The 21,233-nt window shown below is 66.7% G+C and carries 18 protein-coding genes; 3 read left to right on the top strand and 15 right to left on the bottom strand.

The window, feature by feature from the left end; translation table 11 throughout:
- Positions 1-52: 52 nt before the first annotated feature.
- On the bottom strand, positions 53-523 hold the full coding sequence (locus MPPM_RS27255) for a hypothetical protein (protein ID WP_096488085.1): 471 nt from the start codon (positions 521-523) through the stop codon (positions 53-55).
- A gap of 141 nt (positions 524-664) precedes the next feature.
- A protein-coding gene (locus MPPM_RS27260) for an IS5 family transposase (RefSeq protein ID WP_096482775.1) occupies positions 665-1,419 on the bottom strand; the annotation gives its coding sequence in 2 pieces (ribosomal slippage) (positions 665-1,104 and positions 1,104-1,419; 756 coding nt in all).
- Between the two features lie 187 nt (positions 1,420-1,606).
- Here MPPM_RS27260 and MPPM_RS27265 point away from each other — a divergent pair.
- Both MPPM_RS27265 and mobF read left to right on the top strand, forming a co-directional pair.
- The gene (locus MPPM_RS27265; RefSeq protein ID WP_096488086.1) at positions 1,607-1,891 is read left to right on the top strand and encodes a hypothetical protein; all 285 of its coding nucleotides are present in this window, start codon (positions 1,607-1,609) and stop codon (positions 1,889-1,891) included.
- Positions 1,888-4,770, top strand: a complete 2,883-nt coding sequence (gene mobF, locus MPPM_RS27270) for a MobF family relaxase (RefSeq protein ID WP_096488087.1) — start codon at positions 1,888-1,890, stop codon at positions 4,768-4,770. The genes MPPM_RS27265 and mobF overlap by 4 nt, the downstream gene beginning before the upstream one ends.
- 110 nt (positions 4,771-4,880) lie before the next feature.
- On the opposite strand, the gene MPPM_RS27275 is transcribed toward mobF, so the two are convergent.
- From MPPM_RS27275 to MPPM_RS27320, 10 genes are all read right to left on the bottom strand, one after another.
- A complete protein-coding gene (locus MPPM_RS27275; RefSeq protein WP_096488088.1) occupies positions 4,881-5,441 on the bottom strand; it encodes a hypothetical protein in 561 nt (186 codons plus the stop codon).
- 433 nt (positions 5,442-5,874) lie between these two features.
- Positions 5,875-6,153: a transposase gene (locus MPPM_RS27280; protein ID WP_348529783.1), complete on the bottom strand. Its 279-nt coding sequence runs from the start codon at positions 6,151-6,153 to the stop codon at positions 5,875-5,877.
- Between the two features lie 365 nt (positions 6,154-6,518).
- Positions 6,519-8,492: a PAS domain-containing protein gene (locus tag MPPM_RS27285; protein ID WP_432419870.1), complete on the bottom strand. Its 1,974-nt coding sequence runs from the start codon at positions 8,490-8,492 to the stop codon at positions 6,519-6,521.
- Positions 8,493-8,777: 285 nt separating this feature from the next.
- Positions 8,778-10,313: an ISL3 family transposase gene (locus MPPM_RS27290; protein WP_096488098.1), complete on the bottom strand. Its 1,536-nt coding sequence runs from the start codon at positions 10,311-10,313 to the stop codon at positions 8,778-8,780.
- Positions 10,314-10,442: 129 nt separating this feature from the next.
- A complete protein-coding gene (locus MPPM_RS27295) occupies positions 10,443-11,834 on the bottom strand; it encodes a Dyp-type peroxidase (protein ID WP_096488089.1) in 1,392 nt (463 codons plus the stop codon).
- A gap of 3 nt (positions 11,835-11,837) precedes the next feature.
- A complete protein-coding gene (locus tag MPPM_RS27300) occupies positions 11,838-12,449 on the bottom strand; it encodes a hypothetical protein (RefSeq protein WP_003601162.1) in 612 nt (203 codons plus the stop codon).
- 37 nt (positions 12,450-12,486) lie between these two features.
- Positions 12,487-13,611, bottom strand: a complete 1,125-nt coding sequence (locus tag MPPM_RS27305; protein WP_173808035.1) for a catalase family protein — start codon at positions 13,609-13,611, stop codon at positions 12,487-12,489.
- Positions 13,608-14,870 (bottom strand): cytochrome P450, encoded by a 1,263-nt coding sequence (locus tag MPPM_RS27310; RefSeq protein WP_096488090.1) that lies wholly within the window; start codon positions 14,868-14,870, stop codon positions 13,608-13,610. Before MPPM_RS27310 ends, MPPM_RS27305 begins: the two co-directional genes overlap by 4 nt.
- 35 nt (positions 14,871-14,905) lie before the next feature.
- Positions 14,906-16,192, bottom strand: coding sequence for an NAD(P)/FAD-dependent oxidoreductase (locus tag MPPM_RS27315; protein ID WP_096488091.1), 1,287 nt, complete (start codon positions 16,190-16,192; stop codon positions 14,906-14,908).
- Positions 16,189-16,416: a ferredoxin gene (locus tag MPPM_RS27320; protein WP_096488092.1), complete on the bottom strand. Its 228-nt coding sequence runs from the start codon at positions 16,414-16,416 to the stop codon at positions 16,189-16,191. Before MPPM_RS27320 ends, MPPM_RS27315 begins: the two co-directional genes overlap by 4 nt.
- Before the next feature lie 520 nt (positions 16,417-16,936).
- Here MPPM_RS27320 and MPPM_RS27330 point away from each other — a divergent pair.
- A complete protein-coding gene (locus MPPM_RS27330; RefSeq protein WP_096488094.1) occupies positions 16,937-17,500 on the top strand; it encodes a TetR/AcrR family transcriptional regulator in 564 nt (187 codons plus the stop codon).
- Between the two features lie 384 nt (positions 17,501-17,884).
- Here MPPM_RS27330 and MPPM_RS28350 read toward each other — a convergent pair whose 3' ends face one another.
- The 3 genes from MPPM_RS28350 to MPPM_RS27340 all read right to left on the bottom strand — a co-directional run bounded on the left by MPPM_RS28350 (position 17,885) and on the right by MPPM_RS27340 (position 21,098).
- The gene (locus tag MPPM_RS28350) at positions 17,885-18,175 is read right to left on the bottom strand and encodes a hypothetical protein (protein ID WP_157914323.1); all 291 of its coding nucleotides are present in this window, start codon (positions 18,173-18,175) and stop codon (positions 17,885-17,887) included.
- A gap of 26 nt (positions 18,176-18,201) precedes the next feature.
- Entirely contained in the window at positions 18,202-19,347 is a 1,146-nt protein-coding gene (locus MPPM_RS27335; protein WP_096488095.1) for an alpha-hydroxy acid oxidase, read from the bottom strand.
- 83 nt (positions 19,348-19,430) lie between these two features.
- Positions 19,431-21,098: an L-lactate permease gene (locus MPPM_RS27340; RefSeq protein WP_096488096.1), complete on the bottom strand. Its 1,668-nt coding sequence runs from the start codon at positions 21,096-21,098 to the stop codon at positions 19,431-19,433.
- Positions 21,099-21,233: the final 135 nt, after the last annotated feature.

The raw sequence follows: 21,233 nt of genomic DNA on the forward strand, positions 1-21,233 counted from the left end.
GCCGCCCTTGTCCTGGGCGACGAGGAGGATGCGGGGCATGGGAGGACCTTCTTCAAGACTTCTTCAGGAGCTGATGCAGATCGTGCAGGCCGGCGCGCCGGATCTCCTCTTCCGTAGCGCGCGCGCTGGACCCGATCGGGGAGGGAAGAGCAGGTTCGGCCGGGACTGGAAGCGGTGGTTCGGGCGGTGGGACAGCCTCGGGGGAGACGGTCAGGTCGGGCCGGGTTCGGCGCCGGGCCTCGCGCTCGGCCTTGCGGCGGGTCTGGGCCTCAACCTGGGTGACGATGGCGGTCAGGCGCGTGGCAGTCAGGGGGCGGCCCTCGCCCTGCGTCACGCCCTGTGCGCTCATGGCTTCGGCGATGGCTGCCCAGGTCACGCCGGCCGCGCGCAGCTGGCGGATGATGGGCAGGCCGGCGCGCACGGCGCGAGTGACCCCGGTGGTCTCCCGGCCGATGCTGCTGTCAGGCCGTTGGGCTTGGGCACGCTTCGCATCGCGGGCGAGGCGCTTGGGATCGAGGGGCATGCCCCTGCGCTAGGGGAGGGCGGGTTAACGGCGCCTTGGCTGCCAGGCTTTGCCAGGGCTGCTAGGCTCTGCCGTTAACTTTGCCGTTAAGGAACCATGGGTGGGGTAGGGTCACACCACACGCACTAGGTCGCAGACTCATTAAGCTCGGAGCCAGACGCGGACAGCTGCGAGCTTGACGCTGGCGAGGAAGTTTTCCGGATCCTTGTCGTATCGGGTCGCGACCGCGCGGAAGTGCTTGATCTTGCTGAAGAACCGCTCGACCAGATTGCGGTACTTGTACAGGAAGGCGCTGAAGGCGGGCACGGTCTTGCGGTTGGGCATCGGCTTCACGTTGGCCCACGCTCCCTGCTCGGCCAAGCGCTCGCGCCGCGCATCACTGTCGTAGGCGCGATCACCCAGAAGGGTCTGCCCTGGGCCGAGATCGCCGAGCATGTCGTCGGCCGCCCGACCGTCATGCGCTTGGCCTTCGGTGATCTTGAGCGCGATGGGCCGGCCCTCGGCATCCACCAGCGCGTGGATCTTGCTCGTCAGGCCGCCGCGCGAGCGACCCATGCCACGGGATCGGTCGTCTTTTTTTTAGCGCAGCCCGCGTGCTGATGCACCCGCACGCTGGTGGCGTCGATCATCTGCAGGTCGCCCTCGTAAGTCTCTGACACGGCTTTCAGAAGTCGATCCCAGACCCCGCGCTTGCGCCAACGCCGGAAACGGTTGCCGCACGTCGTGTGCGGGCCGTAGCGCGCCGGGATGTCGGCCCAGGGCGCGCCCGTGCGCAGCCGCCAGAAGATCCCGTTCAGCACCCGCCGGTCGTCCGCCCGCTCCTTGCCGCGAACGTCCGTCGGAAGAACCGGCTCGATCGCCGCCCACTCCGCATCCGTCAGGTCAAACCGCGCCATTCGTGATCCTCCAGTCCTGAAGGACCAACGACACAGCCGCTCAACCGTGCCGCCGTTATGAGTTCACGACCTAAAGCTGCCGATCGCTAACCATAGGGAGCTGAGAGGCCGGCCAAGCCCTTGTGGCGGCTCAGGCTCGGCTGCCACGGTCCCGCTCCTGCTCCCGCCGCCACGACCTCCGGCCCCCATGTCCGCCGCCCAGAGCCTGACGCTGCCTCTCACACCCGAACTCGCCGCGCGCCTTGCCGCCGCCACCGAGCGCACCGGCCTGCCGGCGGAGGAACTCGCGCTGCGGGCGCTCGTCGACCATCTCGACGGGATCACCGCCTACGGCCGGCTCGGCGCGGAGATGGCCTTCATCAAGGACCGGCTGGCTGAGCTCGCCGGGATCGTTGGCGACGCGCTGGCCGAGCCGACACCGGCGGCGATGGCCGAGATCTGCCGCTACCGGGCGAAGGCCTCGTCCCCGTGACTGCCTCGCTGCACGCGCTCGGCTGCGGAGCGTCGGCGGGTGCGTACTACACCAACGACCCCTACCGCGAGACGTACAACCGGGACGAGTACTACGTCCAGGACGGCGGTGGCCTCTGGTGGACGCAGGGCGCTGCGATCGTGCGCCACGGCGCCCCGGTCGTGCTGGAGAGCTTCCGCGATCTCTGTGCCGGATTGAACCCGGCGACGGGCCAGCCGCTGGTGCGCGGGGCCGGGGTGGGACACCGGGCGGGCTGGGATCTGACCCTGACTGCACCCAAAACCGTTTCGCTGCTCTGGGCTGCGGGTGATCCCGAGGCACGGGCGCAGCTGGAGGCCATCCACGCCGCGGCCGTCGAGGAGGCGCTCGGCTTCCTGTGCGCGGAGGAACTGGTGGAGGTCCGGCTCGGGGCCGGCGGCCACCGGCGCGAGCCGCCGGCCGGCCTAATGGTCGGGCGCTTCGATCACTACACCTCGCGGGCCGGTGACCCGAACTGCCACACGCACTGCGTTCTGATCAACGCCGCCGTGTCTAAGGACAAAAAGCCTAGAACTCTGGAGCCGGAGCGGCTCTACCAGTGGCAGCTCGTGGTCGGCAGCGCCTACCGGGCCGCGCTGGCCGAGCGCCTGGTGGGCGAGCTCGGCCTGTGCTTGCGTCCAGCGGGCCAGGGGCAGTTCGAGATCGCCGGCATCCCGGAGGCGGTGATCGAGGCCTTCTCCAAGCGCTCGGTCGCGATCGAGGCGCAGGTCGGCGGTGATCGGGCAGCCGCCTCGGGGGCGCAGAAGGAGGTGGCGGCGCTCGCCACCCGCGGCGCCAAGGCCGATCTGCCGACCGGGCCCGCGCTGGAGGCGCGCTGGCACGCCGAGTTCACCGCGCTCGCGCACGATCCTTGGGCCGCGGTGCGCGCAGCGTCGCGGGAGCTGGTCCGGGAGCATGTGATTGAGCGCGGGCCGGAGCCCGCCTTCGATCCGCCCGAGATCGCCGGTGCGACGCCAGTGGCACGCGCAGCCTCCGCCCTGTTCCGGCACGAGAACGTGCTCACGCGCCGAAACCTGATCGAGCGGGCGCTCGACGAGGCGGCGCTGCAGGGGCTTGGGCTCGCGGCGGTGCGGGCCGAGTTGGCAGAGTTGGAGCAGTCCGGCCAGCTCGTGCGCCTGGTGCAGGCAGAGCGGGAGGCCTGCTGGACGACACCGGGGATCGCTGCCGCCGAGTCCGCGCTGCTGCGCGCCGCCGACCGGCCCGCGGCCGAGCGCATGGTCCCGGCACCGGTCGTGGACGCGGTGCTGGCCAGCGCCGCCCCGCTCGCCGAAGAGCAGAAGGCAGCCCTGCGCCACGTAAGCGGTGCGGCCGCCGTCAGCGTGCTGGAGGCGGGGGCCGGCACGGGCAAGACCACGACGGCGAAGGCGCTGGTCGAGATCGCGCGGTATTCCGGGCTTCAGGTGATCGGCCTGGCGCCGAGCTGGGTCGCGGCCGACGAGCTCGGCGCCTCGACCGGGATCCCGGCGCAGGCGATCGCCAAGTGGCGCCACGACCAGGCGCGCGAGGCAGACGCAAGCCTAGGCCCCGACACCCTGGTGCTGGTCGACGAGGCCGGGATGGTCGGCACGAAGGATCTCTGCGCGATCCTGGCGGCGGCGGAGGCGGGCGGGGCCCGCGTGGTCTTGATGGGCGACCGGCGCCAGCTCGCCTCGGTGGCGGGGGCGAGCGCCCTGCGGGCGGTGAACGACGTGCTCGGCCGCCACGCCACGCTATCCGAGGTGCGGCGCCAGGCTGTGCCCTGGCAGCGGGCGGCGTCGGTGCTGATGGCGCGCGGCGAGGTCGAGGCGGGCTTGCGTGCCTACGCCCGGTACGGCTGCATCGAGCTCGTCGCCGGCGCCCCGGCCGTGCAGGCGCGGGCGCTTGCCCTCTGGTCCGAGGCACGGGCGCGGCACGGGGCGGACGCGGTGCTGATGGTGACGCGACGCAATCGCGACGCGACCGAGCTGAACCGCGGCGCCCGTGCCCTGCTGCGGGCTGAGGGTGATCTGACCGGACCAGACGTCGAGGTCGTGGCGCGCGACCGCGAGAACCGGCCGCGGGCGCTGAGCTTGGCGGTCGGAGACCGCGTCCGCTTCGGCGAGAGCCTGAGTCAGCACGGCATCCGCAACGGCACGCGGGCGACGGTCGAGGCGATCGGGGCGGACGCGGGCGGGGCGCTGCGCCTGCGGGTGCGGCTGGAGGACGGCCGGCGGGTTGAGGATGCCTATACCAGGTTCGTGCCGGTGCGGGCGCGCCGAACGGCGCAGGTGCAGCCGTCGCCGCGGATCAGCCTCGGCTATGCTGGGACCGCCTACGCGGTGCAGGGCCGAACCTGTGCGGCGACGATCTACTGCGGGTTTACGGCCGGCGATGCGCGCGAACTCTATGTGGGGCTGACGCGCCACCGGCAGGAAGCGCATCTGGTAATCGAGCGCGAGCGCCTGGAGGCGGCGGTGCGGGTGCGCCAAGTGGATCCGCATCTCACACCGAGCACCGCCGAGCTGCAGGAGCGGCTGTTCGTCGAAGCGCGCCGCTACAGTGAGAAGGTGAACGTGGTCGACCATGTCGAGGACAGGGCGGCGTTCGTGCGCAGCGGCGCGATCCCGCCGCCCCGTGCCGAGATGCGCCTCGATTTGCAGAGCGGCTTTGCGGCGGCGCGAGCCCTGCGCCGGGTGTTGCAGGAGATGAGCGAAGTGCCACGGCAGGCACTCCGACAGCTGGCTCGGGGCGTACGCCGCGCGGAGCGCCAGGTCTCGCCCCGTATTCTTCGGCTGGTCGAAGACATCCGGGGAACTCTGCCGGACGTCGTTACGCGTGAGCGGTCGGGCCGGTCCCACTCAGGACCGGATTACGGACGTTGAGGGGCTCTGTTGGAGGCGGCAGGGCGCCAGCTTGAGCCGGTCGCCGCGTGCCGTAGGCGTCGTCTCTTGCGCTTGGCGGGCTCCGCCTCGCCGGCCGAGCCCACAGCGCATCAGAACGGGTCTGTCAGGAACGGCCGGGACCAGACGTTACAGGGCTGGCTCACGGAGCAGTGGAGCTTGGTCAGGGCCGGAAGGCTGCCCGGTGTGTCGAGCAACTCGTTCTGCACCAAGAGTCCGCCGGTCAACAGGATGGTCACGAGGAAGAACAGCGGGTGGCGGATGAGCCGCGTGAAGGTGCGATAGGGCGCGAAGCGCTGGGCGGCGGCATCGATGGCATCGCAGAGAGGGAGCAGAGGCCGAAGCCGGCTTGGCAGCAGGGCGTACAGGGCCAGAGCGGCGATGATCGCCAGGATGATGCCCCGCACCTCAAGCTGCTCGCCGATGCCGAGCGCGGTGATGTTCTGACGGATGAGGTCGAGCCGACGGATCAGAGGAGTGTTCTGGGGGTCGAAGCCCTCGACGCTGGCGTCGATGAGCTCGGAGGCGGGCACCAGCTTGACCCCGACGGGATCCGCGCGGGTGACCGGCGGAACGAGCTGGAAGAGCAGGAAGGTAGCAAGACCGAGGGTGGCCAGGACGGCCAGGGCCTTGCTGAGGATGAGATTGCGCATGCGTGTGTTCCCCGTGTTGGTGGAACACGAGGAGCGCATGTTCGCCGAGCTTCGTCAAAGACTAGCTTGTGACAGAGTTAATTTAACTCTGTCAAAATGACACGGGGCTGCGCTCGTGGCAAGTACATGGTCGAGATGTGGTTAACAAAAGGTTAACTACAGGGTTGCCGTTACATGGCCCGGCTGCTAGTTCATTGGTTTGCAGTCGAGCCGTTCTCAACGGAGGCGACTTCTAGGATCCGTGAAACGCTACTGGAACAGCCCACTGACTGAACACGTAGCCGAGCTGGCGTGCCGCCATTCGCATAAGGGCAGGTTACGGAACGATAAAATGACGAGCGCGGCTTGCAGAGCTGTCGGAATCCCTCTGTGACAGAGAGACCGTCGGGCCGGTGATCACGGACGTAGGCCGGCTTCTCGGCAGCGGCTTGCTTCACAGTGCCCCTTTTAAAAACTCAAGCTCAAACGCCTGTCGGCCGACAAGCCGTTCGAGCGTGGCGATCCGTGCCTCATAGGCCTGGATCGTGTCGGCGGCGGCTGCATCGTCGTCGAGCGCGCCAGCCTCGTATTTCTGCACCCAGACGCGCAGGAGGTTGCGCGAGGGGTCATGGCGCTTGGCCAAGCCGAGCAGCGTCTCGCCCGACGGGTACTCCTGTACGACCTGGCGCTTGAATGCGATGCTGTGGGAACGATGTCGGTCCACGGTCTTCATCCTCCGAAGACCCAGTGATCCGGTCAATTAGTCCTGCCCGAACTGTCCACCCCCAGGGGCTCACTCCAAACTCTGATAGGGCTCGGAACAAAAGAGGCCGCCCTCAAGCAGCGGCCCGAAGTCACGGGAGGAAACGTCCTTGGAAGGGCTGCAGCGCAGCGGCGCTGACGCTATCGCATTGCTGCACTGCGATAAGTCGCCGGGCGCCGCAGAGTTCCACCCCGCTGTGCTGTTAATGCACGAGCCCCACCGACCCAGCCCGCGGGGAAGGGGGGTCACCTTGGACCGAGCCGGTGGGTGTCCCTTGGGAGGACGCTAGAGAGCTTGGTGCGGCAATGCAGCAATTGAAGGATGGCTGCTGGCAATCACGCTACAGATGTCAGTTTGTGCTGGTCAGCCTGCCGGAACTGCACGTTCGCGCTCGACCCTGAGCGGTGCCGCAATTCACAGCTGAACCGGCGCCCGTCTTCGTCAACGACCAGATCAAACCGGTCGGGAAGGCGGATCTGCTCCTTCACATGAAGCCGTGCGCCACCATTCGAAATGTCGCGGATCGAGCATGCGATCACGCTCCCGCCTGGCACGTGGATGCTGGCTGGTAGCAGGACTCGGATCCGACGCTCGGCGCGACGCTCCTCCATGCCGACGGTCCAATCGTCCAAGCTGGTGCTGATGCTGGACACACCGCTGGCCGCATGTCGCATGCTCGACAGGATGTCGCCCGTCGCCCGAGCTTGCTCGTCCATCGAAGCGCTTACACCATCGACGTGCGAGCTGATCGCGCCGATCGCCGCGGTGATCGAGGCGAGCGTCGTCGCCACCTCGGCCGATACGGTCTGCATGCCGACGACCTCCCCACTGATCCGGGCAGTGGCGGCTGCGGCTTGGCCGGCCAACTCCTTCACCTCAGTGGCAACGACCGCGAAGCCTCTACCGGCCGCACCCGCCCTGGCAGCCTCGATTGTGGCATTCAAGGCCAGTAAATTGATTTGCTGAGCGATGCCTGCGATTGCCGTCGCGACGCCACCCATCGCGGTAGCGGCAGCCTGCAAGCGCTCCGTCGCCGCGTCGGCTTCGCTCGTGCGGCCGTGAATGTCGTCGACAACCGTCTTCGACTGCGCCATGCCATGCGAGATTTCTTGGGCAGCCGCGTTCATGGTCTCAGCTGCATTGGTGATCGCTTGAACGTTGTCGAGCGTCCGCTCGGCGGCCTCGACCGCAAATGAGCGCGCTTCCATGTTCGCGGTGACGTCGGTCGCATACTTGACGATCTTAGTCAGCTGGCCGGTCGGACCGAAGATCGGGTTGTAGCTGGCCTGGATCCAGACCGGGCGGCTGCCCTTCCCAAAGCGCTGGAACATTCCGCCAAGAAACTCGCCGGTTCGCAGGCGATCCCAGAACGCCGCATATTCCGGCGACTGCGCGTAGCCGGGCTCGACGAACATGGCGTGATGTCGCCCGCAAATCTCCTCGATCCGGTAGCCGAGTGCACCGAGGAAGTTCGCGTTGGCGTCGAGCACCGTTCCGTCGGGGGCGAATTGGATCACCGCCTGTGATCGGTTGACGGCCGCCAGTTGCCCCGCCGCGTCCGTGGCCAGCAGCTTTTGCACGGTGACGTCAACGGCGAACTTGACCACCTTCACCGGCACGCCGTCCCGGTCGCGGATCGGGTTGTAGGTGGCTTGGATCCAAAATTCGCGGCCACCCTTGGCTATGCGGCGGAACTCGCCAGAGGCGAACTCGCCGCGTGAGAGCTTTGCCCAAAATTCACGATAAGCCGTACTCGCCTGCTCATCTGCATCTACGAACAGGCTGTGATGGCGGCCTTGGATCTCATCGAGCCGATAGCCAACCGCATTGAGGAAGTTCTGGTTGGCGACTAAGATAGTCCCGTCGAGGGTGAACTCGATCACGGCCTGCGAACGATGCAGGGCGTCGAGCTGACCGTCGTGGTCGATGTGGCGCAGAACCTGCTCGGTGATGTCGGTGGCGAACTTGACGATGCGAGTGACCCGTCCTGCACGGTCCAGCACAGGGTTGTACGTCGCCTGGATCCAGACAACTCGATCGTCCTTAGCGATCCGCTTGAACTCACGGGTCTGCGCTTCGCCGCGACGCAGGGCTGCCCAGAAGGCGCGGTACTCGTCGCTGTCGCGCTCGGCAGCGGGAACAAACACGGTGTGGTGCTGCCCCTTCACCTCTGCGAGGTTGTAGCCCATCAGGATCAGAAAGAGACTATTGGCCGTTACCACCGTGCCATCAGGCAAAAACTCGATCCGCGCTCGGGACTTATCGATCGCCGCCATGAGGGCACGAAGCTCAGCGTCGAACAGCGGCACCAGACGTTTCCTTACCCAGCTTGCTCGAAGGCAACTTCACCCTCCAACGGATTTGTGCACGATAGAGTTGAGCGAACGTTACTAATCAAATCCTGAGGGCTTATCGACACGATCTCACAATCACAGCGCGCGTCGACGCACTCATGAGTTGCGCTTGAAATGGCCCCTGCGAGAGTAGCGCTTCAATGCTTTGGACTATCGCCTGTGATTAGGCGTGGAATAAGGGTTCATCCGCACTTTCGGTGCTGCGGGTCTGTTGTCCGATCAAGCTTTGCCGGTCTCAGTTCACGCGGCATGGAGGACGCGCTGGCGTAGGAGATCGAATCCGGCTCTGCCGTACATGCTGCGCTTGATCAGTTTCAGGCGGTTGACCTGCCCCTCGACAGGACCGTTGCTCCAGGGTTCGACGATGGCGGCGCGCACGGCTGGCTCGTCCCGCCGGAGCCCTGTGACGAAGCCGCCGAGATCGGTCGCGGCTGCAGCGTCCAGCCAGGGCGTCAGTCCGGTGGGATCGTTTTGGCGCAAAAGATCGGCGAAGGCGCGGATAACCTCGGCTGCTTGGCTCAGCTTCGGCGCGGCGCTGCAGAGCGCTTCGGTGAAGGCGCGATCCTCCGGCGACAGCGCAGCCAGGTCGCCAGTGAGCCATCGGGTGATGCGGCGCGTCGAGGGGATCCGAGTGGACGGTGGTCGAGCCGGTGCCCCGCGCTTCCGACGCGCAGCCCAGCGCCGGACGATATCGTAGCCACCCGTGAAGCCGTGTGCGTGCAACTCCCGGTAAAGCGCGGTGGCGCTGTGCTGGCCTTCCTGCCAGCGGGCCTCAACGAAGGGGAGATGGCGGTCGAGCCGGCTCGAACCCGGTGCGCGACGGTAGGGCACGAACCGGCCTGCCCGCACCCAGCGGCGCACGGCGTTGCGGGACGCGCCGAGACGGCGAGCGATCTCCTTGGTCGGCAGACCTTCGCCGTGGAGGCACAGGGCCGCCTCACAGCGATCACGTCGTCGGCTCGTCACCTCCGGCTTGGCTGCGGTCTCCCTCAGGCCAGGGGAGGCCGAGGGATCCTTCTCGGCGCGGTGGGCCACGCTCCGGATCTGGGGCTGGTGTCGTTCGACCACGCCGCGCAGCGCCTCGGATGCGTTGACGAGCAGGTGCCAGCGATCCGCGACCTGCGTCGCCGTCGGCGCTCCCGTACGCGCAGCCTCGGCATAGGGCCCCGAGCGGTCACGGCTGACGACAGTCACGCTCGGATGGGCAGCGAGCCAATCCCGCACCGGTGCCGCAGAGCGGCCGGGCAACAGGTCGATGACGCGCCGCCGCTCCAAGTCGCACACGATGGTGCCGTAGGACCGGCCGCGTCGCCACGCCCAATCGTCGATGCCCACCACCCGCGGCGGCGGAGACGGTACGGTCCCGCGACGACGGATCAAGCGCAGGACGGTGTCGCCGCTGATAGGCATGGCCAGCCGCCGCGACAACCTTGCGCCGGCCTCACCACCCAGCACCATGCCGATGTCGGTCTGCGCCTCAGCCAACCGGTCGCTGCGGCGCGCCTTGCGCGTGCCCAGCCCCGGCACGCGTTCGGCGAAGATCCGCCCCGGGCAATGGCCGCAGCGGAAGCGGCGGACCTGCACCCGCCATGTCACCGACCGGTCCTGCCAGGGCAGGTCCTTGAACGTCCGCCAATACCTGCTGTGCACCCGCGTCGAAGCACGCCCGCAGACCCGACAGGACGCCTGGGCCGCCGTGGTCCGGGCAGTGATCAGCAACCCCGTTTTATCCAGCGTCAGGTCATCGACGTGCAGGCCGTCCGGGACCGACGGCATCGACGGGTTCGAGATCGGCATCGCGCTGCCCTCGGGCCACCATGCGAATCAACGCCCAAACCACCGCTCCGCACCGAAAGTGCGGATGAACCAAGGTTCAACGCTGTTTGACAAATCGGACCAAGTATATCAGTCGTGTTTGGCAGCGTTGCGCCATCCGGCTTTGGCTAGCCAGTTCAGCGCCGAGAGGCTCGGCATGAACAGATACTCGCCGCCTTTCATGATGTTGAAGGTCTGCACGCCATCGATGCGCCTGCGTGCTGGCGTCTGCGGGATCGTGAAGCGTCGTTCCCCCTCGTGCAGACCAACGACCGGATCCCGCTCCTCCCCGAGGTCGATGAAGTTGCCGCGGTTGATCCATTCCTGCTGCATGAACTCGATCGTGTCGTAGGCACGCGCGCTGATGAAGATGAAGAAGATGCCGCGCTCGCTCCTAGCATCGTCCTCCGGCGTCACCTCCTCCGAGTAGACGGGCCCGAAGGTGCTGGAGCGGCGGATGATGCGATGGATGTTGACATCGGTGAGCAGCGTCAGCTCGGCGTCGCGCGGGTTGAGCCGGCGCATGTGACAGCCGAGCGGGACGCGGCGGCCCTTAGGGTCGTCCGCGTAGGCGAAGTTGTTGTTCCGGCGCGGATCGGCGCCGAGGTCGGGATTGTCCTCGTCGGGCGCGAGGGCGAGCGGGGCGCCCGAGCGCCAGCGCCCGAACATCTTGGCGGCGAGGCGCTCGCGTTCTTCCAAGGTGTCGCTATGAGCCTTGAGGAAGGCGTTGAAGCAGCCGACGCGGCTCTGGTACTTGCGCAGCACCACGAAGGTGCCGTTCCGCCCCAAGGCAGGCGGCTCCGGCATGGCGAGCGGCACGCCGGTCTCGCTCGGGTAGCCGAGGAGGAACTCGCCGGCCTTGATCGGCCGCGCCTCGCCGGGCAACGGGGCCACGCCGCTGCCCTCCACCGCCGGCTGCGAGATCGAGTCGCGGAAGCCGAACGGGTTCTTCGCCCCCTCAGGCGCGCCGAAGCGATGCTCGCCGAGTAGCGTCACCCCCGCAGTACGGTCGAGCTCCGCATGGGCAGTCGCGAGCGCCTTGTCGAGGGCGGTATCGTCGACCGCGTAGATGGTCAGCGCGAGGTGGCATTGGCCGGGCGTGAACACCGCGTCCCAGTTCTCCGGCGCGTTCGGGCCCTGATCGCGCAGCTGCGGCGCGCGTGCGGCCATGCCCTGCTGGAAGGGCAGCGGGAACGTCTTGAGCTGCTCCTCGGGCAGACCGAGGGCCTGGAGCCCGTCGTAGCTGAGGGCAACGCCGATCCAGTGGTCGAGCTCATCGGTCCAGGTATCAGCCGATGCGATATGCGGCGCGAGGCGTCCGAGCAAATTGCGCGCACCCTCCGCGTCGTCGAAGTGGAGCATGGCATGGACGCCGACATACGGCTCGGGTCGGCTGCGCAGGATCAGCGCCTGGATGTCGTCGAGCTCCAGCGAGACGGTCTCCCGGCGGAAGCGCGATGCGAGTCGTTCGATGATCGACATGCCTCAGCCCACCTTGTCCAGGAACTCGTTGAAGGCCCGCTCCAGGCGCTGGAGCCGGCGCACGTCGACGACCGTGACCTGCGGGTTGGCCACGAACCAGCCGGCAGCGGTGACCTGGTGCCCGGCGATGAAGTCCTTGACCTTGGGGCTCTTGATCCCCGGCCAGCCCTCGACCGACTGGAACAGCAGGTCCATCAGGTCCGGGATCTTGGTGGCGAAGTCGTTGATGTACGTGTCCCAGTCGCCGTCATAGGTGGTGGCGAACAGGATGCGCGTGTCGTCGTCGAAGAAGGCGAAACGCATGTCGTGGAGCGTGCCGACCTTCTGCGCGCCATCGAAGTTGCCGTTGACCAGGCCGAAGATGCGGCGCAGCCGCTCGGCGCCTCCCGGCTTCAGCTTGGCGATCGCCGTCAGCTCGGAAACGTTGCCGGACTGCGCGCCAACCCGCCCGGCCGAGCCCGCGGAGCCCTTCAGGTCGGGATTGTGCCGGGTCATCATCTGTTCGAGCGCGAGCTTGGCGAGCTGCGGCGCGTCGCCCGCGACCTCCTCGATCCGCCGGCGTATGGCTTGCAGGCGGGTCTCGTCGATCTGCGGGGTGTCGTTACTGTCGGTCATGGATAACTCCTCTGCGTCCGCGGTTCGGAAGCGCCCGTCAGTCAGGGATCTGTTCGATCGACGTCGGCTCGACGCGCGGCCGGGCATTGAGCGCGTGTCGACGGGCGCTCGACCGTTCGTAGGCGGCGATGCGCACCCGCATGATCGAGCCGAGCGGCCTGTGCTCCTGGATGCCATGCCAAGGATTGAACGAGAGCACGTCATCACCGTAGACGCGCCGGGCCGGAGAGTAAGCATCCTGCGGCGGGAGCCGCAGGGTGGCGACCGGCTGGTGCGGTGAGATATCGTCCGGCCAGAGCACCGAGGCGTCCTCGACCGGCATCGCCGCGAGATCGGTGCAGAGCTGGGCACGGAGCTGATACTCGGCCCCTTCTGTCCGGAAGTGCTCGACGACGAGATCGCGCATAGTCCCGTCGTCGACCGGGCCGATTTCCTTGCCGGTCAGCGCCCGCACGTTGGCGGACAACGGCGCGGCGCTGATCTTGGCGACGTGGTCGCCGAAGCGGAGCGCCGCCATGGAGTGGTAGGTCTCGCCGAGCAGGTGGGCGTTGTCCCGGGCCAACCCGCGCAGGGTCGCGCCGGGCGTGAGACCGACCGCTTCGGCCGCCGACTCGATCCCGCGCGCGGCGCCGGCGAGCGCCCGCTGCAGGAAGGCGGGGTTCCGGGCGTTCTTCTCCAGGAGACCGACGAGCTGCCTGTAGGCCTGGATGGTACCGAAGCTGAGGACGGGGATGTTGACGAGCAGGAAGTCCTGGTTGCCTCCCGCGTCCTCAGGCAGGAGGCGTTCACCCTCGACCCCGAGCACCTTGATCGCCATGCCGCGCGGGGCCGGGACCGTGTCGGAGTGGATGTCGCCGGGCGCGGAGGACAGGCGCACGACGACGGGGTAGACGGCGGGTCGTGCGAAGATCCCCTGCTGCAGGTGTGCCGGCAGCCCGTCAGATATGACGAGCTCGCCCGTGAGGATGCCGTGGCTCTTGGCGTGGGCGTCGCGGACCGCGTGACGATGCCGCTCGAACGCCACATGGTTCGAGCGCGCCATGACGTCGAGGATTTCTGCCGTCAGGGCCGCTTCATCGGGTTGTTGAACCTCGACATCCGGCGTGTAGCGGAGATAGGGCCTTCCGGCGTCGCGGTGAGAATTCCCGTCGAGCGTACTCATGCCGCGAGCTCCGCCGATACGCCCGGTGCGACGGCGTCGATGGCCAAAAGCAGGTGCCGTGGACCGCGCAGCGAGGCGCCGGGGCGGTATGGCGGTGGGTCGGCGAGAAGCCGCGGCGCCCGCAGCCGCTGGGCCAGCGCGACGAGTGCGACCTCCGCCTCGATCCGCGCCAGCGGAGCTCCCACGCAGTAGTGCAGGCTGCCGCCGAACCCGAAGTGCTGGTTGTTCGCGCGGTCGGGATCGAAGCGGTCCGGATCGGCGAAGCGCAGCGGGTCGCGGCTGCCGGACGCGAGCAGGAGTACTACCGGCGCCCCTTCCGGGATCGTGGTTCCCCCGATCGCGATGTCGGCGCGCGCCAGCCGCGTGCGATAGTGGACGGGCGGCTCGTAGCGCAGCAGCTCCTCGATCAGCCGCGGCGCGATCGCCGGCTCCCGGCGCAGGCGTTCCAGGTGCTCGGGGAAGCGGAGCAGCGTCAGGACGCCGTTGGTGATCAGGTTCACGGTCGTCTCGTGACCCGCGACCAGGAGCAGGACGGCCGTGGCCACGAGGTCGTGGTCGTTCATGCGCTCGCCGTCGTGCCCGGTCGCGAGCCCGGAGAGCAGGTCGTCCTGCGGCGCCTGGCGCTTCTCCTTGATCAATCCCCGCAGGTAGTCGGAGATCGCCGTGAACGCTTCCTCGGTCCTGCCGGCGTTCTCGCGGTCCGTACGCCGGTCCGGTTCGAGGGCGGTGGCGAGCTGCGTCGCCCATCCCTGGAACCGGGGCTCGTCCTCGCGCGGGACGCCGAGCAGCTCGCAAATCACTGTAACCGGCAGGGGGTAGGAGAAATCGTCCACCAGATCGAGGTCGGTCCGGTCCCGCAGCCCGTCGAGAAGGGCGTGGGTGAGCTGCTCCGCCTTGCGGTGCATTGCCCGCACGCGGGCAGGTGCGAACTCGCGCATGACCTGCCGGCGCAGGAGATCGTGATCCGGCGGATCGCGGAAGATGAAGGGACGATGGCGCGCGGTGATCCGGCTTCGGATCGGGCGGACGAACAGGTCGCGCAGGGGATGCCCGGTCCAGCGGAACAGAGGCGGATCGGGCAGATCCTCCGAGCTGATGCGCGGATCGTACAGGAGGCGGTAGAGTTCCGCGTGGGTGCTCACGACGTAACTGCCGTCGTCTTGGCGGCTCACGGGCGTCCGGCGCATCTCGGCGTAGAGCGGGTACGGGTCGGCGCGGTTGGCCGGATCGAGGATCTGCTGGAACAGCGTGCCGTTCACGGTGAGCTCCTGTCGGACGGTGGTGCGGGATGCGGTTAGGGCACGGTCTGGGCCAGGGGTCGAGGCCGGATATCGGCTTGGTCGAGGGCGCCGACGATCGGTGGGAAGGGAGCCCCCTCTGTCACCGCGGCTCGGTAGGCGGGCAGCCAACGGGCGCTGTCTACGGAGACAGCGGCCACGGTTCGCCCCTGCGCGCCGTACACGCCGATGAACCGGCGATCCCGCAACGAACCCTGGACGACCGCGAATTGGTCGGCCCCGGCCGGCAGGCCGACGAGCTTGATGTTGAGACCGAATTGCTGCGACCAGAAGTCCGGCAGGTGGTCGTAGGAGACCAGCCCCGCTTCACCGGCGGCCATGTTCCGGGCTGCCGTCTCGGCTTGAGCGACCGCGTTGCCCCAGTGCTCGACGGCGAGGTGGCGGCCGCCGTAGATGGCGCTCGGCCAGTGAGCAATATCGCCGGCCGCGAAGACATCCGGCACAACTGCCCGGGTGGTGCTGAGGACGCGGCAATGGGCGTCGACGCGCACGCCTTTGGGCGAAACCTCCAAGCCCGCACCGGCCAGCCACTCGGTGTTGCGCAGGGCGCCGAGGGCGGCGACGACGCAATCCGCCTCGATCCGCTGGCCGGTGCGCAGGATGGCCGCGACGACCCGGCTATCCGCATCGGCTTGAAATCGCGCGACTTCCGTCTCCAGGCGGAGGTCCACGCCGCAGTCGCGGATCACGTCCCGCATGAAAGCGGCCGTGACGGAACCCAGGGCATGAGCCAACGGGAGCGCACCGCGCACCGCCAGGGTCACGTCGAGGCCGAGATCGCGGCAACACGACGCGATCTCACAGCCGATAAACCCGCCACCGATGATGAGCACGCGGCGCGGTTTCCAGGCGAGGCCGCGTGCGAGATGCTCAGCGTCCGCGTGGCTGCGGAGCGTGTACACGTTTGAGGAAGCTGCTTCCGCACCGTTCGGCCACGGACGTGCCCGAGTCCCGGTCGCGATGAGCAACCGGTCGTATACGATCTGCGTGCCGTCCGAGAGGTAGATACGATGTGCGAGCGTATCGAGCTCCAATGCACCGACCCCGAGGCGGAACGTGGCATCCAGATCGGCCCGTTGCGGCAGGGAGGTGTCCGCGCCGTACAGGCCGCGGAGCACCTGCTTCGACAGCGGCGGCCGATCGTAGGGCGACTCGTGCTCGTCACCGATCAGGATGATCCTGCCTCCGTAGCCCACGTCACGCAGTGCGTGCGCCGCGGACAGGCCCGCGAGCGAGGCGCCGACGATGACGATCTGGCGAGGAGCTTCGGTGGGCGCTGTCATTGGTCGCCCGCTTTCTGCGGCATAGGGACTGGAATGTCGCTCGTCGCAGTAATGGCACGTACCGGGCAGGCCTGCACCGCGCGCTCAATCTCGGCTCGGGCGGCTTCGTCGGGCGCCGTGTCGTAGACCAACGCTTCTGCACCATGCAGGGCGAAGTGGTCCGGAGCGGCGTAGATGCACTGCGCGTAAGCTTGGCAGCGGTTGAGGTCGACGACGACCTTCATGGATGACACTCCGTCGAAGGGGGAAAGCGCCGGTAGCAGCAATCACTGGAGGACGCGGAGCGTCAGTCGTGCGACCTCCCGGCGGAGGATGACGCGCTCGTCCCCTCATCGAACACGGCACCGCAGCGGGCACTCAACTGCTCGCGGTGTTGATGCATGCAGGCGATGATCGCCGGACGGTTGGGCACGTTCTCCGCACACAGGCGCAGGACGTCGCTGCGACACGCCAAGGTCGCTTCCGTGATACTTGTCTCGGCGGCAGCGCCGTGGAGACCGCTACCAACGACAAGGGAAAGGAATAAGATTGGGAGGGTCAAACGCAACATGATGCGGCTCTCTGGATGCGCCCCGTTGGAGAACCATAAAGGAAATAATAGGTTCCTTTTCAAGTAGGAACGTCCCGGGGAGGTATGCAGTGACGACAAGCCAGAAGGATGCGTCGCCGTCGGCGTCGAGGAAGCGTGCGCTGAGCCCCGGACGCCCGCGCGCGGCGACAATCCAGGCACGTCAGGATCGGCTGATGGACATCGTCACTGCCGAGTTTCTGACATACGGCTATGAGGGGGCAAACATCGCGCGTGTAGCCCGCACCGCAGGAGTTTCGCCCAAGACGATCTACGCGCGCTACGCCACTAAAGACGAGTTGCTGCTGGCAGTCGTGGTTCACCTAACGGAAGCCTCGCGCGAAGGACTGGCCCAGGAGCTTACGGATGGCTCAATCAGCCCCGAGCAAGGTTTGACGACCTTTGCCCTGACCACCGCCTACCATTGGACGTCGGAACGCGAGTTCGGACTCTACAGGTTGGTCATCACGGAAGCCGGGCGCTTCCCCCACCTCGTAACGCTTTATAGAGAAAGCACCGACGCGTTCCGTGAGGTCGTGACGACGTATCTCACCGATCAAATCGCTCGACGTGTGCTCGTGATCAAAGATGTCGGGACCGCCGTTCAGCTATTTGTGTCCGTGACGACAGGCCAGATCAGAGAGCGGATGCTTCTAGGTGAGCGTCCTTCGTCTATCGAAATCGAAGCTCAGGTGAAAGAAGGTGTTCGAATGTTCCTAGCTTGGTGCAAAAGCAAATAATCGTATCCGTTAAATATCGGAAAAAATCTTCTACAAAAATTATATATATCTTTGATGGGTGTTAGGAGCAGCTGCCAGAGATTGTTGTCTGAAGGCGCATTTATAGCGGACAGATTGTTCCGGCTTCTCTCTGTGAGCTGACCGGCCAGGCCGAATTCTAGCTGCGCTGTTCCACATCGCTTGCGCTATTGGAACGCAACGATAGGTAGCGCCGCCTGCTATGTGTCCAGAAAACGACCGTTTTCCAACCACTTAAATGCGTGAAGAAATTGTGTGCAAAAATCAAATTCCATGAATTGTGGCACTTATTGCCAGGCCGCAATTAAATCTTGTGAAAAATTGGTAGCCAATAAAATTGTAACAGTGACCGTTCCTTGCCCGGATTCATGGGAAATCAACTTGGCGAACCACCAAACGCCAGCGTCGTATCTGACTTGAGCCGCAACTTTTGCACTCTGCCAATCCTCGTCGCTCTAACTCCAGGCAAGCGGCCAAAGTGCTGTCATTTTTTGCTCCGCTTGAAAATCCAGATCGGATTTTAACAACAGACGTGCTTATAAAATCATCGGTAAGCGCTGCGAGTACTGCCTGTTCGTCCTCTTTGAGCGAGCGCATTTTGCATCCGTCAGATAAATTTTTAGAAATACTGCAGGTATAGCCGTCACTGTGGCGCATTACGCGCGTCGCATCCTTTCGGCGCTTCAGGCGAAGCGCAAATTTGCGCGTGTGAGCTGGTCGATGGATGCACACCCCATCAACCGCATATCGCGCTCGATCTCCGATCGCATGAGTTCAAGAGCGCGCTCGACGCCGGCCTGACCGGCCGCTGCAAGCGGGAACAAGTAGTAGCGGCCGAGGCCGACGGCTTTCGCTCCAAGAGACAGCGCCTTCAGTACATGAGTGCCGCGCTGGACCCCGCCGTCCATGATCACGTCGATCCGATCGCCGACCGCATCGACAATCTCGGCAAGTTGGTCGAAGGCCGAGCGTGATCCGTCGAGTTGCCGGCCGCCGTGGTTTGACAGGATGATGCCAGTGCAGCCGATCTCGACTGCGCGCTTGGCATCCTCCACCGACATCACGCCCTTCAGGCAGAACTGGCCATCCCATTCCTGCACCATCGCGGCAACGTCGTCCCATGACAGGCTGGGATCGAGCATCTCGGTGAAGTAGCGGCTGATCGAGAGCGCCCCCCCACCCATGTCGACGTGCCCGTCGAGCTGCGGCAGCTTGAAGCCCTCGTGTGTCAGGTAATTGATTGCCCAGGCCGGCTTCAGCCCGAACTGCATCATCCCGGCGAGCGTGAGCCGGAAGGGAATCGAGAAGCCGGTGCGTTTGTCGCGCTCGCGATTGCCGCCGGTGATGCTGTCCACGGTCAGCATCATCACCTCGATCCCCGCCTGCTTGGCGCGGGCCATCATGGCGCGGTTCAGGCCGCGGTCCTTGTGGAAGTAGAACTGGTAGACCTGCGGGCTGCCGCTGATGCGACGCGCCTCCTCCAGGCTCACCGTTCCGAGCGAGGAGACGCCGAACATCGTGCCATACTTGCCCGCGGCAGCGGCGACGGCGCGCTCGCCCTGATGGTGGAACAGCCGCTGCAGGGCCGTGGGCGAGCAGTAGACCGGTAAGGCGAGCTTCTGGCCCATCACCGTCACCGACATGTCGATGTCGCCCACACCGCGCAGGACGTTCGGCACGAGCTGGCAGGTCTCGAACGCGGCGGTGTTGCGCCGATAGGTGACCTCGTCGTCGGCCGCCCCATCGATGTAGTCGAAGATCGGTCCCGGCAGGCGCTTCTGCGCCATGCGGCGGAAATCGTGGAAGCTGTGGCAGCTCTTGAGTCGCATCGCGAGTCTCCGCAGGCGCGCGGTGGCAGCGCCGGATGAGGAAGGAAGACCGGGGGCAGCCAAGGGCCCCCGGCCCGGAAGGCTCAGCGCGCGAGGGCGGGGACCGGCATGGCCGGGACGAGCGCGGTGAAGGGTGGCACGTAGGCCTGCAGCATCACCAGGACGCCGACGAGGGCGGCGAGCGCGATCGAGTGGAAGAAGACGTAGCGCAGGATCTTCGCCTCGCCGCCGTACCACTGCGTCGCGGTCGAGGCGACGACGATCGACTGTGCGTCGATCATCTTGCCCATCACGCCACCCGACGAGTTCGAGGCGGCCATCAGGATCGGCGAAAGGCCCAGCTGCTCCGCCGTGATCTTCTGCAGGCCGCCGAACAGGACGTTCGAGGCGGTGTCCGATCCCGTCAACGCCACGCCGAGCCAGCCCAGCATCGCCCCGAAGAAGGGGTAGATCCAGCCGGTCTGCGCGAAAGCCAGCCCCAGGGTGGCGTCGGTGCCCGAGTACTTGGTGACGTAGCCGAGCGCCAGCATCGCCGAGATCGTCAACAGCGAGTAGCGGACAAGCCAGGCAGTCCGCCCGTACTCACGCACAAGCTTGAGCGGGCTGAAGCCGAGGATCAGGCCGCCGACGATGGCCGAGAGCAGGATGCCGGTGCCGGTCGCCGAGAGGAGGTTGAGGGTGTAGACCGCCGCTTCGTTATGGGCGCTGGCGACGACCGGCGGCATCTTGACGACAAGGTTGTGCAGGCCGGGGATCGGCATCCGCCACACCCAGACCGAGTCGAGCCACGCGCGGAACTGCGGCGTGCCCCAGGCGAAGACGAAGACTGAGAGGATCAGCCAGGGCAGCCAAGCACGGAACACCGTCCCGGCGCTGTGGCTGTGGCGCAGCGCGACCGTGGCGGGCTGCGCGCCGCCGTCCGTCGCGGTCCAGATGCGCGCCGGCTGCCATACCCGCAGGAAGCCCGCGAGCGCCGCCATCGAGCAGATCGCCGCGACGACGTCCACGAGCCAGGGGCCGTGGAAATTCGAGACGAGATACTGCGGAACGGCGAAGGCGAGCCCGGCCACGAGGAGCGCCGGCCAGACCTCCAGCATGCCCTTACGGCCGGCGAACGCCCAGATCAGCCAGAACGGTACGAGAAGTGAGAAGAACGGGAGCTGGCGCCCGATCATGCCGGAGAGTTCGATCAGGTCGAGGCCCGTGACCGCCGCGAGCGCGATGACGGGCGCGCCGAGCGCGCCGTAGGCGACCGGTGCCGTATTCGCGATGAGCGAGAGGCCGGCGGCGGCGAGCGGTGTGAAGCCGAGCCCCATCAGCATCGCGGCGGTTACCGCCACCGGGGTGCCGAAGCCCGCCGCGCCCTCGAAGAACGCCCCGAACGAGAAGGCGATGAACAACAGTTGCAGCCGCCGGTCCGGCGTGATGCCGGCAATCGAGTCGCGCAGGATATCGAACTGCCCCGTCCGCTCGGTGAGCCGGTAAAGGAAGATCACGTTCAGGATGATCCAGCCGATTGGCAGCAGCCCGAAGGCTGCACCGTAGGCCGCCGTCGCGCCGGCCATGGGTGCGGGCATTCCGAAGCCGACGACCGCCACGATCAGCGCCACAGCGAGGCCAAGGAGCGCGGCGATGTGCGCCTTCAGGTGCAGCAGGCCGATACCACCCAGCAGCACCAGGATTGGCAACGCGGCGAGCGCCGTCGACCAGAGTGAGTTTCCCAACGGATCGTAGACTTGGTTCCAGCTCATGGCGGGATCCTCCCGAAGCTTGACGTGATCCGCGCCGCGCGCCGGACAGCCTCCGTCGTTGCCCCGACGCGTGGCGTGCGCATCGGGAGCTGAGGCCGCCTCAATCGAGCTTTGCCGCAGAGCCTTGGATTCGGA

The organism is Methylorubrum populi (assembly GCF_002355515.1).
Lineage (GTDB): Bacteria > Pseudomonadota > Alphaproteobacteria > Rhizobiales > Beijerinckiaceae > Methylobacterium > Methylobacterium populi_A.